General features: G+C 59.4%; 11 protein-coding genes. 7 read left to right on the forward strand and 4 right to left on the reverse strand.

Going from position 1 to position 14,203, the window contains the following annotated elements; genetic code table 11:
- Positions 1-39 precede the first annotated feature (39 nt).
- Positions 40-885, reverse strand: coding sequence for a hypothetical protein (locus V9T28_RS16870; protein WP_147306417.1), 846 nt, complete (start codon positions 883-885; stop codon positions 40-42).
- 610 nt (positions 886-1,495) lie between these two features.
- On the opposite strand from V9T28_RS16870, the gene V9T28_RS16875 reads away from it, so the two are divergent.
- Both V9T28_RS16875 and V9T28_RS16880 read left to right on the forward strand, forming a co-directional pair.
- Complete coding sequence (locus V9T28_RS16875; protein WP_116400193.1) at positions 1,496-4,705, forward strand: glycosyltransferase; 3,210 nt, start codon at positions 1,496-1,498, stop codon at positions 4,703-4,705.
- Positions 4,706-5,043: 338 nt separating this feature from the next.
- Positions 5,044-5,337, forward strand: coding sequence for a GYD domain-containing protein (locus tag V9T28_RS16880; RefSeq protein ID WP_116400194.1), 294 nt, complete (start codon positions 5,044-5,046; stop codon positions 5,335-5,337).
- A gap of 138 nt (positions 5,338-5,475) precedes the next feature.
- Here the strand turns inward: V9T28_RS16880 and V9T28_RS16885 are convergent, their stop codons facing one another.
- A complete protein-coding gene (locus V9T28_RS16885) occupies positions 5,476-6,363 on the reverse strand; it encodes a hydrogen peroxide-inducible genes activator (protein ID WP_116400195.1) in 888 nt (295 codons plus the stop codon).
- A gap of 110 nt (positions 6,364-6,473) precedes the next feature.
- On the opposite strand from V9T28_RS16885, the gene V9T28_RS16890 reads away from it, so the two are divergent.
- Complete coding sequence (locus tag V9T28_RS16890; RefSeq protein WP_116400328.1) at positions 6,474-7,922, forward strand: catalase; 1,449 nt, start codon at positions 6,474-6,476, stop codon at positions 7,920-7,922.
- A gap of 14 nt (positions 7,923-7,936) precedes the next feature.
- On the forward strand, positions 7,937-8,143 hold the full coding sequence (locus tag V9T28_RS16895) for a hypothetical protein (protein WP_116400196.1): 207 nt from the start codon (positions 7,937-7,939) through the stop codon (positions 8,141-8,143).
- 160 nt (positions 8,144-8,303) lie between these two features.
- Here V9T28_RS16895 and V9T28_RS16900 read toward each other — a convergent pair whose 3' ends face one another.
- A complete protein-coding gene (locus V9T28_RS16900) occupies positions 8,304-9,227 on the reverse strand; it encodes an SMP-30/gluconolactonase/LRE family protein (protein WP_116400197.1) in 924 nt (307 codons plus the stop codon).
- A 152-nt stretch (positions 9,228-9,379) separates the two neighbouring features.
- Here V9T28_RS16900 and V9T28_RS16905 point away from each other — a divergent pair, with 152 nt between their 5' ends.
- The 3 genes from V9T28_RS16905 to V9T28_RS16915 all read left to right on the forward strand — a co-directional run bounded on the left by V9T28_RS16905 (position 9,380) and on the right by V9T28_RS16915 (position 13,084).
- Entirely contained in the window at positions 9,380-10,873 is a 1,494-nt protein-coding gene (locus V9T28_RS16905; protein WP_116400198.1) for a sugar ABC transporter ATP-binding protein, read from the forward strand.
- A gap of 15 nt (positions 10,874-10,888) precedes the next feature.
- Positions 10,889-11,944 carry an ABC transporter permease gene (locus V9T28_RS16910; RefSeq protein WP_116400199.1) on the forward strand — a complete coding sequence of 352 codons (1,056 nt, stop codon included), beginning with the start codon at positions 10,889-10,891 and terminating at the stop codon, positions 11,942-11,944.
- Positions 11,945-12,037: 93 nt separating this feature from the next.
- The gene (locus tag V9T28_RS16915; RefSeq protein ID WP_245424054.1) at positions 12,038-13,084 is read left to right on the forward strand and encodes an ABC transporter substrate-binding protein; all 1,047 of its coding nucleotides are present in this window, start codon (positions 12,038-12,040) and stop codon (positions 13,082-13,084) included.
- A 126-nt stretch (positions 13,085-13,210) separates the two neighbouring features.
- Here V9T28_RS16915 and V9T28_RS16920 read toward each other — a convergent pair whose 3' ends face one another.
- Positions 13,211-14,203, reverse strand: a complete 993-nt coding sequence (locus tag V9T28_RS16920) for a LacI family DNA-binding transcriptional regulator (protein ID WP_116400329.1) — start codon at positions 14,201-14,203, stop codon at positions 13,211-13,213.

Raw genomic sequence — 14,203 nt, forward strand, 5'->3', positions numbered from 1 at the left:
GCAGTCGGTGCCGCCCCCCGGGCAGTTTCACATGCGGGCCTAAGCTCGCCGCGCCACCACCGTGTAGAGCAACGGTGCGTTCGGCATCCGCGGCGGCCGATGAGTGGTGACCGTAATCTGCGGAAATCCTAGGCTTGTCAGCATATTGCTCACAGCAAGGGGCGTCAGGTACCACCAATGAACCACGCCATTGGGTGGCGGCGAGGGCGAGAAAAGGAGTGAGGAGCGGTTCGCGTCAAACTCGCCCACGCGGGGAGCGAGCGCGAGGTCGGCGACAATGATCGCCTCGTCGGTGATCTCGGCAGCGCGCTGCAGCGCGCGATAGGGGTGCATCAGGTGGAGAAGGATGCAGCCGAACATAGCGACATCGTAACGCCCAAGATCGGCTGGCGGATCGAAGATATCGCCATAGACTGCGTTGGCCTGGAACCCGAATGCATTTCGGACCAACCACCAACTATTGCGCTGCCGGTCGGTATGAGTCGCGGCACTTCGCGCAAAGGCCTCGGGTGGTTCACTCATGAGATCCGGCACCGGATCGTGCCCGACGCCGATCGGCAGGTCGAAGACCGTCAGCATTTGTGCCCGCGCCGCGATATGTGCCGAGATCCAGCCCGTCGCCGGCCCGTATTCGATCACGCGCTTCCCGGTAAAAGCGAACCCGCCCAGATATGTGTCCTCATACTCACGGAAGTCCCATTCGCCGGAAATGGTGCGCCCACCCGGCAGCTCAACAGTGTGATAGAAGACACATTGGGCTTCGGTGACCGTCGCGAAATGCGCGGCCAGGGCCGCTTGGAACGCCGGATCGAGCTGCCCCGAAAACGGCGTTGCGGGTGATTGCTGGCTTGCGAACCAGGCGTCGAGGTCAAGCGGCGCGTCCAAATTCATCCTCCGACATAAAAAGTTTTTTATGATACCGCTTTTCGCGGGAACCGACGCGATAGCACCTATAGAGCAAGGCAGTTCTCAGCCGCGCATCATATTAGCCGATATCGATTTTGGAACGATATGAGACACATACGGCGCGGAACCGATGGATCTGTTGCGCGCTGCTGGCGGCGTAGGGTTCTGGCCAATTCGATCTCCGCAATTATTGAAGAGTTACGACTTTACCTTCACGTAGCATGTATTATTCTGTGCGTAAATTGTGGGTGAATCGCGCAAGATGATGACGGCCACCGGACGTCTCCGCGATCATGGGTGGGGGCGGATGTCGTGCATTATCTGGATATCGGTTCAACTTCCATGAGTCAGGGTCGTCTCGAGCCGGTTCTATTCTGCACCATCCAGATGACGGCACTTATCGATGATCTGCCCCGGGACAGTCGCCACGATCCGCTCCCGATAGACTTCAAGACGCACGATCCGGTTAGCAAAGGACGCCAAGCACCAAGTCCGACGCGCCAAACTCACTTCGACAGCCCCTTGGAATTACATACGCGGTCGACGCCACCGTCTCTCTGCGCGTTTCTTGACATCCTCTGAGGCAATTATGGTGATCGAAGCCGCTATTAAGAAAAGCTTGCTCGTTATCCCCTCGATCAACGGGGACAAACTCCTCGCGCGGATGCTGCCGACATTGCGGATTCCGAGCGAACTGGTTGTGGTCCTGGATCAGGGAAGCACCGATAAGACAGAGGAAGTGTGTCGCGAGGCGGGCGTCGCCCTGCGGCAGCTTGGACGCCCCCATACTTATACTGAAGCATGCAACATCGGCGCCGAAATCGCGGCGGAACGCGGGTGCGATTTCGTTTTTGTTGCGAACAACGACATCACGTTCACCACTGATGTGGTACGTGAGCTGCTCGCCGAATTGTTGCGGGACCCGAACCTCGGCATCGTCGCGCCGGCGCAAATGCTCATCAATGTGGCGGCTTCCGTTAAAAAGCTTGCCTATCGGGCCTACTGGGATCTCGAAACTCTGACCTTCGCCCATGATTTCGCCCCTCCAAACGGCAACTCATATCGCCTCGAGGCGGACTTTTGCGAGTTAACGTTTGCGGGCATCCGAATGTCGGCCATCGAGAAGATCGGTTTTCTCGACAACGATTATGGCTTCTATCACGAGGATGCTGACTTCGGTTTCCGCTTGCGGGAGGCCGGATACACGTGTGCCTATCTCCCAAATTCCCAGATCGAACATTGGACGGGTTCGACCTTTTCGTCGAGACCGAACCTGCAGAAGCTCAACTACCTCGACAAGAACAAACGCCTGTTCGCCAAGAAATTTCTTGGAACGTATGTGCTGCACCGAGATCATAAATCGAACGAGGCGAATTCTTGGAACATCATCAACAAGAACCTCCATCCGCATCTGAAGAAGTTCGGTCTTGTCCACCCGAATGCGCCAGAGCTCATCTTCTCACATCCGGGAGGACGACCATTCGATTATCTCTATACGGTTTGGGAAACGACCCAATTGCCGGCGTCCTGGCTCGCATTCAAGGAGCGCTACAAGATGGTGCTCGCTCCTTCGCGATGGGTAACGGACGTGCTGAAACAGGCGGGGTTCAAGCGTGTCCATTACGCGCCGCTCGGCGTCGACAGCGACGTCTTCCATCCATGGGGACATTCGGAACTCATGGCGGACGGCAAGACATTCCTATGGTTCTCGACTAATCAGCATCGCAAGGGCTTGGACGTCATGCTCAAGGCATGGCGGCCATTCCATCGGGCGTGTCCCAACGCCAAGCTGATTCTGATGGGAACAGGTGTTCGGGAAGCTATGCCGGCCCCCGATACTATGCGCATCTCGAAACATTTCCGGATTGCCGAGTATCTGCCGGATGGCATTGCGGTGTACGAGACCTTGGACTACGTCGACGAGCAGCTTCTCGCCGCCATCTATCGCAGCGCCGATTTCTTGATTTGTTCATCGCGTTCCGAAGGTTTCGGCTTGAGTGTCGCCGAATCCATGGCTTGCGGTACGCCGGCCATTTTCGGCAACTTTGGCGGTACGGCTGATTTCGCGATTCCGGATGCGTTGTTGCTGAAAGGCGTCGAAGCGCCGGCCGACTATTCCGACAAAGGGTTCCATGATGTCGGGTCCTGGTGGGAGCCATCGGCGGAACACCTGACTGCATTGCTGTTCGAGGCGAACGATATGGACGCGGATCGCTATCGGTGGCTTTCAGAATCCGGCGTTCGCTCCATCCGCACAAAGTTTTCCTGGCGCGAGTCTAGTCTTGCAATCAGGCGCGCCCTTGCCGCAGAAAACGAGGGGCGGCGCCGCGCGCCGGCTGCGCAAGCAAAAGCTCTTGCCCGCGCAAGCAATGTGGACGAAGCGGATAAATCGGAATCGCTTTCCGTTGTCGTGCTAAAACATGCTTCGAAAGTCGGAGGCGCGATCCGTTGGCGCGGCATCTTGACCCGGACCATTCGCCGCTCCGCACATCTCGCAACTTTCTTTGCAGATCAGCTCGATCAGTCCGGATGGAAGGGGGCAGTAAACGCTTCATTCCGACAATTGATTGGCCCATTCCTCCAAACGCGGACTGAATGGCTGAGAGAAAAGATACTGGGGCCCTCGCATCAGCGTGTGCGCCGAATGACGTTTGCCCGCACCAGTGAAGCGCAGGCATTACATGAAGGTGTGCTCTTCATCGGCTATGCAGAGGGAGCGCTGGGGTTGGGCCAAGCCTTTCGCGCAAATCTGCGAGCGGCCGAAGCAGCGAAATTGCCGTTTGCGATCTATCCTTTCAACGTCGGGATCGAGACTCGATTGATGGGGCCTTATATGCCGGATCGCTACGACGTCAACCGTTCCTACGAGATCAACGTCATTCAAGTCGCCTGCGATCAGCTCCCGAAAGTGTTTGCATCGCTGGATCCGCAGCTCCTATCGCGCTCCTACAACATTCTCTGTCCTTATTGGGAGTTGCCCAAAGCGCCGAATGCATGGCGGCCGTATTTGGCGAACATTCACGAAATCTGGGCTCCGAACCAGTTTATCGCCGATGCGTTCGCGCACATTTTCGACGGTCCCATCATCGTCATGCCGCCCGCGATGGAAGATACGGGAAGAAATCTTCCTGGACGCGCACACTTCGGGATGGATGAGGGACGCTTTTATTTCATGTTCAGCTTCGATTACTATTCTTCTCCGTTCAGAAAGAATCCGCTTGGAGTTGTGCGAGCCTTTCAGCGTGCATTTCCTGGCGGAGACGAGAACGTAGGCTTGGTGATCAAATCGAGCGGAGCGACGAATCATTATCCTGAGATCAGGACGGTTATGACGGACGCGATGGAGCAAGATCGTCGTATCCTCATGTTCGACGACAACATGCCCCGTGACGAGATGTTGGGGTTGATTCGCGCGTCCGACGCTTATGTGTCTTTGCATCGAGCCGAGGGATTCGGACTCGGCATGGCCGAGGCGATCATGCTTGGCCGGATCGTGATCGGAACCGGATATTCCGGTTCCGCGGACTTTCTGACGGCCGATACCGGGTATCCTATATCGTATCGTTTGCGCTCGCTGGAGCCGCACGAGTACCCGTGGTCAGAGGGGCAAGTCTGGGCGGAACCGGATCTGGAATCGGCCATAACGGCGATGCGGAATGTGGTTGCCAACCCCTCCGAGGCAAAGAGGAAGGGAGAAGCCGGCCGCGAATACGTCACCCGAACCTACAGCCCACCGGCCGTCGGACACGTCATGCGCGAGCGGCTCAACGTGCTGTTCGCCAAGGACAAGTCGAGATAGCCTACGATACTGTCCGCTGAAGGCATGCCGCTTTCCCTTGGTGCGGGCTGCCTGCCGTTGCCGAACGGAGAACGTCCGTCCTGAGCCTCCCGTGCGAAGCTTGAACGATGCGATGGTCGCTGCGCTCCTCTCCTTTGGGCTTCGTCAGTTTATGACCGAGAGTGAGTTCGTGCTCGGGATCCATCGTTTCGATGACGCCATCACCCGAATTTATTAGATATAATGATGAGGAATCATGTCTCTTGCTTAGCACCTTATGGTATTGTGCAAAGAGTTGAGGCGTGCGGGCTCCCTCTGCCCGACGTGCCCGCGCGACTCCTGATAGCAGGGAGGTCGAAATGGCATATTACGTCGTCCTCATAAATCTTACGGATCAAGGGGTACGGACAGTAAGAGATACGGTCAAACGTGCGGACGCCTTCAAGGCGATGGCTGCCAAGAGCGGGGCCAAGGTCCATACGCTATTGTGGACGCTCGGCAAATATGACGTGATCAGCATCGTCGAGGCCGAGGACGACTTGGCGGCGACCGCGCTCAGCCTGTCGGCCGCCGAACTTGGAAACGTCAAGACCCAGACGCAAAGAGCCTTCGACGCCGACGACATGCGCAAGATCCTGAGTAAGATGGCCTGACGGCGCCATTCCAAGTGGGCGGAAGGTATGCGGGTTTCCTTTGGCGCAGCTGTCCCGTTTTGCGGGGCCGCACGCTTCGTTTCTTTTTGTGCCTCTAACCAGCAGCTTGAACGAACGGAAGCGGTCAAACAGGAAAAATCATTGTGCCGCAATCGCATCGCAGGGCGCGCATTGGGTCAGGACCCGGCCAAGCTCGACAAAATCGGTTTTGCGCGGCGACGTGCGCCGCCATGCAAGCCCGACGGTACGGACCGGTTCGGGATCTGGCAGGCGGCTGATGGCAACCTGCATATTGTCGCGCACTTCGACAGGCAAAGCGATTTGCGGCAGCAATGTTTTGCCATAGCCGTTGGCCACCATCTGCACGATCGTGGAGAGCGATGCCGCTCCATATTGCTGCTGCGCGGGGATGCGATTGCGCCGGCAATAATGCAGCGCCTGGTCGTGGATGCAGTGCCCCTCCTCCAGCAGCAGCAACGTGTCGGTTTCCGGCTGCTGCGCCCCAGACCCCGCCGGCGCGATAAGGAAAAGCGCTTCGGCAAAGACCTTGATGGTTTGGGCCCACGACTCCTCGAGCGGCAGCGCGATCAATACAACGTCGAGATTGCCGTCCTTGAGATCGGCCACGAGTTCCTTCGTCTGACGCTCTCGGATGGTCAGGCGGAGGTCAGGAAAGCGCCCGTGCAAAAGCGGCAAGGCGTGCGGCAACAGATAGGGCGCGATGGAAGGAATGACGCCGAGGCTCAAGCTGCCGGACAGGATGCCCGCCCTGTGGCGCGCGAAATCCTCCAAATCGGTCACGTCGGCGAGAATGGCATTGGCGCGCCGCAACACTTCCGCGCCGACCGGAGTCAAGGCGATGGAATGGCGTTTACGCTCGATCAGCGACGCTTGCAGCGTGGCCTCAAACTCCTGAATCTGCACCGATAATGCCGGCTGGCTGACGTGGCATTCCTCCGCTGCGCGGCCAAAATGACCGTGCCGTGCCAGGGCGGCGAAATAGCGCAATTGCCGCAACGTGACCATGATAATATTTTCCTATGACAAATCTCATATAACGGTATTAGAAATTATCGTCAAATCCTGCGACACGAGAGTCCCAACGACAGGAGACTCCCGTGACCAAGCCCGCCACCATGACGACCTCGGCCGGCGCGCCGATTGCCGACAATCAGAACTCCCTCTCGGCCGGTTCGCGCGGCCCGCTGCTGCTGCAGGATTATCAACTGATCGAGAAGCTCGCCCATCAGAACCGCGAGCGCATCCCCGAGCGCGTCGTGCATGCCAAAGGCTCCGGCGCCTTCGGCACGCTCACCATCACCCACGACATCACCCGCTATTCCAAGGCGAAAGTCTTCGCGAAAGTCGGTCAGGCGACCGAATGTTTCCTGCGCTTCTCGACCGTCGCGGGCGAACGCGGCGCAGCGGACGCCGAGCGCGACGTGCGCGGCTTTTCGCTGAAGGTCTACACCGAGGAAGGCAATTGGGACCTTGTCGGCAACAACACGCCCGTCTTCTTCATCCGCGATCCGCTCAAATTTCCCGACTTCATCCGAACGCAAAAACGGCATCCCGAAAGCAACTTGCGTTCGGCGACGGCCATGTGGGACTTCTGGTCGCTGTCGCCGGAAAGCTTGCACCAGGTGACGATCCTGTTCTCGGATCGCGGCCTGCCGCAAGGCTATCGCTTCCTTAATGGCTATGGTTCGCACACTTATTCGTTCATCAATGCCGCGAATGAACGGTTCTGGGTGAAGTTCCACTTCAAATCCCTGCAGGGCATCAAGACCTGGACGAATGCCGAAGGCAACGCAGTGATTGCGCAAGACCGCGAAAGTGCACAGCGCGATCTCTATGACGCGGTCGCACGCGGAGAATTTCCGCGCTGGCGCTTCTGCGTCCAGATCATGCCGGAGACGGATGCCGACAAGCTCAACTACAATCCGTTCGATCTCACCAAAATCTGGCCCCATGCCGACTATCCGCTGATCGAAGTCGGCATTCTGGAATTGAACCGCAACCCGAAACACTATTTCGCGGAAGTGGAACAGGCCTCTTTCTCGCCGTCCAATATCGTGCCCGGCATCGGGTTCTCGCCCGATAAGATGTTGCAGGCGCGCATCTTCTCCTACGCGGATGCGCACCGTTATCGCGTCGGCACCCATTACGAAGCATTGCCGGTGAACGCACCACGTTGCCCGGTTCATCATTATCACGCCGACGGTCAGATGCTGGCGCAGATTCCGCAGCGCGGCGAAGCCTGGTATGAGCCCAATTCCTTCTCGGGCCCAAAGCAGGACAAGAATTTTGCCGAACCGCCGTTGAAAATTTCTGGCGACGCCGACCGGTACGATCATCGCGCGGGCAATGACGATTACGGTCAGCCGCGCGCGCTGTTCCTGCTCATGAGTCACGCTCAACGCGAAGTGCTGATGGACAATATCGCCGCAGCTATGCAGGGCGTGCCCACCGAGATCGTTCGCCGGCAGGTCCATCACTTCCACCGCGTGCATCCCGATTACGGCATCGGTATCGCAAGCCGCATGGGCCTGTCGGTCAACGACATTCCCGTCGCCGCAGAGTAAGAAAGGAGTCAGTCATGAATGCGCAAGTCAAATCTCTTCCCACCGGATCGCGCAACCGCAGCATCCGTGAAATGATCGTTCCGGCCGACGTCGCGGTGTTGAACGCACACCTGGCCTCCAATAATTTGGGCTCGGACGAAGTCATCGCGATTATGCTCGTTCAGGGCACGACTTTCGCGCCAGGCACAGGCGACAGATTCCGCGTGCTCTACTGGGCGTGATCGGTCGTGCATAAGATCGCCAGCCAAAATACGCGGTCCTATCGCAGAGTCTCTGCTTAGGGCCGATGGCCACTCATATGCCGGTTCCGTTTTCGGGATCGGCATCTTCAAAGGCCGGCGTTATGCTGCCACGAAAATTCGCGGCAGCATCCCAAACGCGCTATCCGCGCGCGGCGCCGTTCGCAACGACATAGGCCGAATAGAGGGATTGCCGGGCGGTGATGAAGAGCCGGTTGCGCTTCGGGCCGCCGAAGGTCAGGTTCGCGACCGTCTCCGGCAATCTGATTTTGCCGATCAACTCGCCGTCCGTATCAAAACAATGGACGCCATCTCCCGCACCCGCCCAGATCCGGCCATTCAGATCGACGCGGAATCCGTCGAAAAGGCCGGCCGTGCAGGTGGCGAAGATTCCCTGCGGCGTCAATGTCGTGCCGGCGACGGCGAATTTGCGAATGTGCCGCGGGCCGTTCTTGTCATGGGTCACGCCGGTATCGCCGACGTAGAGCACGCGCTCGTCGGGCGAAAAGGCCAAGCCGTTCGGCTTCGACATTGAATCGATCACGCGGACGACGCTGCCGGTCTTCGGGTCGGCGCAATAGACATGACAGCCGTCGATTTCCTGTTCGGCACGATCCCCTTCATAATCGGTTGCGATGCCATAGGGCGGATCGGTAAACCAGATCGTTCCATCCGAGCGCACGACAATATCGTTCGGTGAGTTGAACCGCTTGCCTTCGAATCGGTCGGCGATCACCCGAATGCTGCCGTCATGCTCCGTGCGCGTGATGCGCCGCGTGAGATGCTCGCACGTCACCAGGCGGCCTTCGAGATCGACCGTATTGCCGTTGGCGTTGTTGGACGGATTGCGGAAGTCGGAGACCGAGCCGTCGGTGTCGTCGTAACGCAGGATGCGGTTGTTGGGGATGTCCGAGAACACGAGATAGCGGCCGGCGGCGAACCACGCCGGCCCTTCGAGCCAGCGTGCCCCCGTCCACAAGCGCTCGATCGCCACATGGCCGACGAAGCAGCTCTCGAACCGCTCGTCCAACACCTCGAAAAACGCACCTTCGATATCGCCATACATCTCTTGCCACTCCCTAAAGACTTGCCTTCAGCCCCGTTTGCCGCTCATTTGGGGCAATCTGGTGTGATTTGGCCTTGACGAGTACAAATGTTATCGATAACATTAATCACAATCGCGGCAAACATCAAGCTCGCATGGGGAGGATATCAAGTATGCGGCCAACGTTGCTTGAGTTTCGCAACATAACCAAGCGCTTCGGTGGCACGGTCGCATTGAAGGGCGTCTCGCTCGATCTCAAGGAAGGCGAAATCCTGGCCTTGCTGGGCGAGAACGGCGCTGGAAAATCCACGCTCATCAAGACGTTAGCTGGCATTCACCGGCCTGATGGCGGCGACATATTGTTTCGTGGAACACCCTATCATCACCGGCCGCCGCAACCCAACCATCCCCAGAAAGTCGCCTTCATCCACCAGGACCTCGGCCTCATCGAATGGATGAGCGTCGCCGAAAATGTCGGCATGGCGCAAGGCTATTCCCGCAAGGCCGGACTGATCGACTGGAAGGACACAGAAAAACGCGCGTTGCGCGCCATGCAGTTGGTAGGCTGCGAATTCGACCCGCTCACCCGAGTCCAGAACCTCAGCCGTACCGAAAAATCGCTTGTTGCGATTGCCCGTGCGCTGGCCACCGAAGCCGATGTGCTGGTTCTCGACGAGCCGACCGCAAGTCTGCCGGCGGATGAAGTCGATCGCCTGTTTGCTGCGCTGCGGCCGCTGCGCGCGAATGGCGTCGGCATGATCTATGTCTCGCACCGGCTCGACGAAGTGTTCCGCATCGCGGACCGTGTCGCGGTGATGCGCGATGGCCGGCTGATTGCGGCCAAACCCGTCTCCGAGACGACGCCGCGCGAATTGGTCGAACTCATCGTCGGTCGTCCCGCGGACGAGATGTTCACCAAAGCGCCGTTGCACCCTGGCCCGACCCGCCTTGTGGTGGAAAATCTGACTTGCAGCGGCGCGGCGAACGTCAATTTCGAAGCGCGGTCCGGCGAGCTTCTCGGCCTGATCGGTTTGCGCGGTGCCGGGCAGGAAGCCGTGGGACGGGCGCTTTTCGGGGCCGAGCCCTACGACGGCAGCGTGCGCTACGATGGTCAGCCGCTCGATCTCTCATCGGTCCAGGCGGCGATGGCGAGCGGCGTCGGCCTTGTCGCCCGCGATCGCACCGAGGAATCGGTCGCGCTGTCGTTGTCCGTGCGCGAGAACATGTATCTCAACCCGGGCGCAAGCGGCCGGCGGCTTGCCTCTTTCCTTACTCCCTCCGCCGAAAGCGATCGAACCGTAGAGCTCGGCGCAAAACTCGGGCTGCGCCCCAATGATCCGCACATTGCGATCGAGGCGCTTTCGGGAGGCAACCAACAGAAAGTGGTTGTGGGCCGCTGGCTTTCGACCGGCCGCAAATTGCTGATCATGGAGGATCCGACCGCCGGCGTGGACGTCGGCGCGAAGGCCGACATCTACAGCCTGATCGCGCAGGCGATGGAAGCCGGCCTGACCGTGATCGTCGTGTCGACTGATTTCGAGGAAGTTGCCCATATTTGCCATCGCGCGCTGGTGTTCTCGCAAGGCGAGATCGTCGATGAGTTGCGCGGAGATGCGCTCACGACGGCGGCACTCATTCATGCAGCGTCGGCCAGCCAAGTCGCCTGACAAAGAGGATCAAAGATGAGCTCGATCAAGTCCACATCGCTCGAACCGACCCGGAGCGAACTGGCGAACTTAAGCTTCGGCCAGAAGGTCATCCGTTATCTTCCGGTCTATGGATTGGCGATTCTGACGCTTTTCCTGATCATCCTGTTCTCGATCATGCTGCCGGCGACATTTCCGACCCTGCTTAACGCACGGTCGATCATCTCCGACAAGGCGATCATCGCATTGCTGTCGCTGGCGGCGATGATTCCGATGGCGTCCGGCCGCATCGATCTAACCGTCGGTTACGGCATCGTGCTCTGGCACATTCTGGCGATCAGCCTGCAGACCATGTTCGGCCTGCCATGGCCGCTTGCCGTGCTGATCGTGCTCGTACTCGGCGGCATTACCGGATTTTTGAACGGCCTGCTGGTCGAAGTCGCGCGCATCGACTCGTTCATCGCGACGCTCGGCACAGGCACGATCCTTTACGCCTTGGCGCTCTGGCACACGGGCGGACGGCAAGTTATCGGCATGTTGCCGCAAGGCTTTTACGCCCTCAACGGCACGATGCTGTTCGGATTGCCGATTACCGGTTTCTACGTTCTCGCCCTCGCGGTCGCCATGTGGCTCGTGTTCGAATACACGCCGATCGGCCGCTATCTCTATGCGATCGGCGCCAATCCGAAAGCCGCGGCCCTCAACGGCATTCCCGTGCAGAAATTCGTCATGGGGGCATTCGTCTCGTCCGGCCTGCTCGCGGCATTAGCTGGCGTGCTCCTCGCCTCCAAGTTGCGTATCGGCCAGGCCAGCGTCGGCCTCGAATATCTGCTGCCGGCCCTTGTCGGTGCCTTTCTCGGCTCGACGACGATCAAGCCCGGCCGTGTCAATGTCTGGGGCACCATGATCGGCGTGTTGATCCTGGCCGTGGGTATTTCCGGCATCCAGCAATTCGGTGGCTCGTTCTTCGTCGAGCCGCTCTTCAACGGCGTGACGCTGCTGGTCGCCATCGGCATTGCCGGCTACGCCCAGCGCCGCCGCGGCGCAATCGTCAAGCAGCCGCCACGCGCCGAGAAAGCTAAAAACGCTTAACACCACGCAACCAGGACAGGCTTAAGAGAGAGGGAAGCAATGATTATCCGTAGACACGTTCTGAAATTCGTATCGGCTGCGGCCATCGTGGCCATGGCCGGCCCGGCCTTCGCCGACGCAATGGGCGATGCTAAAGCGATCGTCGATAAATTCGCCGGCCGGACCGACAAGTGGGATGGCCCGACGACGGGCCCCAAAGGCGCAACCGGCAAAACGATCGTCGTGCTTGGCGCCGACATGAAGAACGGCGGCATTCTCGGCGTCGCCAATGGCGTGCAGGAAGCGGCTAAGGTTCTGGGCTGGACGGTGAAAGTGCTCGACGGCGCGGGATCGATCGGCGGCCGCACGGCGGCCTTCGGCCAGGCCCTTGCGCTGAAGCCCGACGGCATCATCATCGACGGCTTCGACGCCGTCGAGCAGAAGCCGGCGATGGAAGAGGCCAAGGCCGCCGGCATTCCGATGGCTGCCTGGCATGCGGCTCCCACGGTCGGGCCGATCGACGATCTCGGCATCATCGCCAATGTCAGCACCAATCCCATGGACGTGTCCAAGGCGGCGGCCGATTGGGCTTTTGTTGACGCGAAAGGCAAGCCCGGCGTCGTGATCTTCACCGATTCGACCTATGCGATCGCCATCGCGAAAGCGGATCGGATGAAGAAGGAGATCGAAGATCTCGGCGGCAAGGTGCTCGAATATGTCGACACGCCGATCGCCGAAACCTCGCAGCGCATGCCGCAGCTCACCACCTCGCTGCTGCAGAAATACGGCGATGCGTGGACGCATTCCTTGGCCATCAACGACATCTATTTCGATTTCATGGGACCGGCGCTTGCGGCCGCTGGCAAATCCGGCACCGACGCACCTGTTAACGTCGCGGCAGGCGACGGTTCGGAATCCGCCTATCAGCGCATCCGCGCCGCGCAATTCCAGAAAGTGACCGTCGCTGAGCCGCTCAACTTGCAGGGCTGGCAACTCGTCGACGAACTCAACCGCGCCTTCGCCAAGCAGAAATGGTCGGGCTACGTATCGCCGCTCCATGTGGTGACGCCGGACAATATCGCCTTCGACGGCGGTCCCGACAATCGCTTCGATCCCGGCAATGGCTATCGCGATCAATACAAGAAGATCTGGGGTAAATAAGCAGATCTCATGTCGATACGAGCCCAAGCCATTGGGCAGAGGCTCGTATCGCATCACTTTGGCATAGCTTGTCCGCGCCGCATAGAACACGCACAGAGACGTTCCCTTCTGCCGGAATGTGGCGAGTTAGGTCGTTCCGCCTATGATGATCTCCGGCCTGGTGCGGATGGTCGTCCGCTTTGCGTCGACAGAGTGTCCGGCGAGCAGCGAGAGAACAAGTTCCGCCGCCTTGGCGCCGATCTCATGGGAGCCAACGTCGATCGTCGTGATGGACGGCACGGACTGGTCGGCCAAATCGTAGGCACCGAATCCGCCGATCGCAATCTTGTCCGGTACGGCGATGTCGCGCCGCTTGCATTCCATCAGCGCACCGAACGCCGAGAGATCGGAGACGCACATCACGGCTTCCGTATCGGGCCAGCGTTCCATCAGCTCAACCAAGGCAGCCGCCCCTTCCCGCATCGAAATGGGCGGGATGCCAGAGGCGATCAGGCGCGTCGCGTCCAGCCCATGGGATTCCAGTGCCGACACGAAGCCGCGGCGGCGGTCCAGGCCGCGCGTGTCGCGTGACGTATCGCCACCGATGAAGCCCATCCGTTTATAGCCGCGCGACACGAAATGATCCACCATGAGCCGGGCTGCGTCGGCGTTGGAGAAGCCGACGACATGTCCGATCGGCTTGCGCGGCAGATCCCATGTCTCGATCACCGGGATCCCCGACCGCTCCAACATCCTGCGGCAATGGTCTGTGTGGGTCCCACCGGTTACGATGATAGCCTCGGGGCGCCGGCCAAGAAGCTGCCCGACGAGACGCTCCTCTTCCATCACGTCGTAATCCGTGTAGCCGAGCAGAATCTCTAAAGCGCTGCCGCGTAGGCCCTCCGTCATGCCGCGAATCATGTCGGCGAAATTGGCATTGTTGATGGAAGGAATGGTAACGGCGACGAAGCCGGAGCGGCCGGAAGAAAAGTGAACCGCGCTCTGATCGAGAATGTAACCGAGCTCCGCCGCCGCCGCGAGAATCCGCCCGCGCGTTTCCTCGTTGATCGATGTGTCGCTGCGGAAGGCGCGCGACACGGTCATCGTCGACACATTCGCCTTGCGGGCGACGTCAGACAT

Source organism: Methylovirgula sp. 4M-Z18, from assembly GCF_037890675.1.
GTDB lineage: Bacteria > Pseudomonadota > Alphaproteobacteria > Rhizobiales > Beijerinckiaceae > 4M-Z18.

Excerpts from the sequence above, each read along its gene's own strand:
- V9T28_RS16920 (WP_116400329.1), bottom strand. The coding sequence starts at position 14,203 with ATGTCTGACGTCGCCCGCAAGGCGAATGTGTCGACGATGACCGTGTCG.
- V9T28_RS16890 (WP_116400328.1), top strand. The coding sequence starts at position 6,474 with ATGACGACCTCGGCCGGCGCGCCGATTGCCGACAATCAGAACTCCCTC.
- V9T28_RS16880 (WP_116400194.1), top strand. The coding sequence starts at position 5,044 with ATGGCATATTACGTCGTCCTCATAAATCTTACGGATCAAGGGGTACGG.
- V9T28_RS16895 (WP_116400196.1), top strand. The coding sequence starts at position 7,937 with ATGAATGCGCAAGTCAAATCTCTTCCCACCGGATCGCGCAACCGCAGC.
- V9T28_RS16915 (WP_245424054.1), top strand. The coding sequence starts at position 12,038 with ATGGCCGGCCCGGCCTTCGCCGACGCAATGGGCGATGCTAAAGCGATC.
- V9T28_RS16885 (WP_116400195.1), bottom strand. The coding sequence starts at position 6,363 with ATGGTCACGTTGCGGCAATTGCGCTATTTCGCCGCCCTGGCACGGCAC.
- V9T28_RS16875 (WP_116400193.1), top strand. The coding sequence starts at position 1,496 with ATGGTGATCGAAGCCGCTATTAAGAAAAGCTTGCTCGTTATCCCCTCG.
- V9T28_RS16900 (WP_116400197.1), bottom strand. The coding sequence starts at position 9,227 with ATGTATGGCGATATCGAAGGTGCGTTTTTCGAGGTGTTGGACGAGCGG.
- V9T28_RS16910 (WP_116400199.1), top strand. The coding sequence starts at position 10,889 with ATGAGCTCGATCAAGTCCACATCGCTCGAACCGACCCGGAGCGAACTG.
- V9T28_RS16905 (WP_116400198.1), top strand. The coding sequence starts at position 9,380 with ATGCGGCCAACGTTGCTTGAGTTTCGCAACATAACCAAGCGCTTCGGT.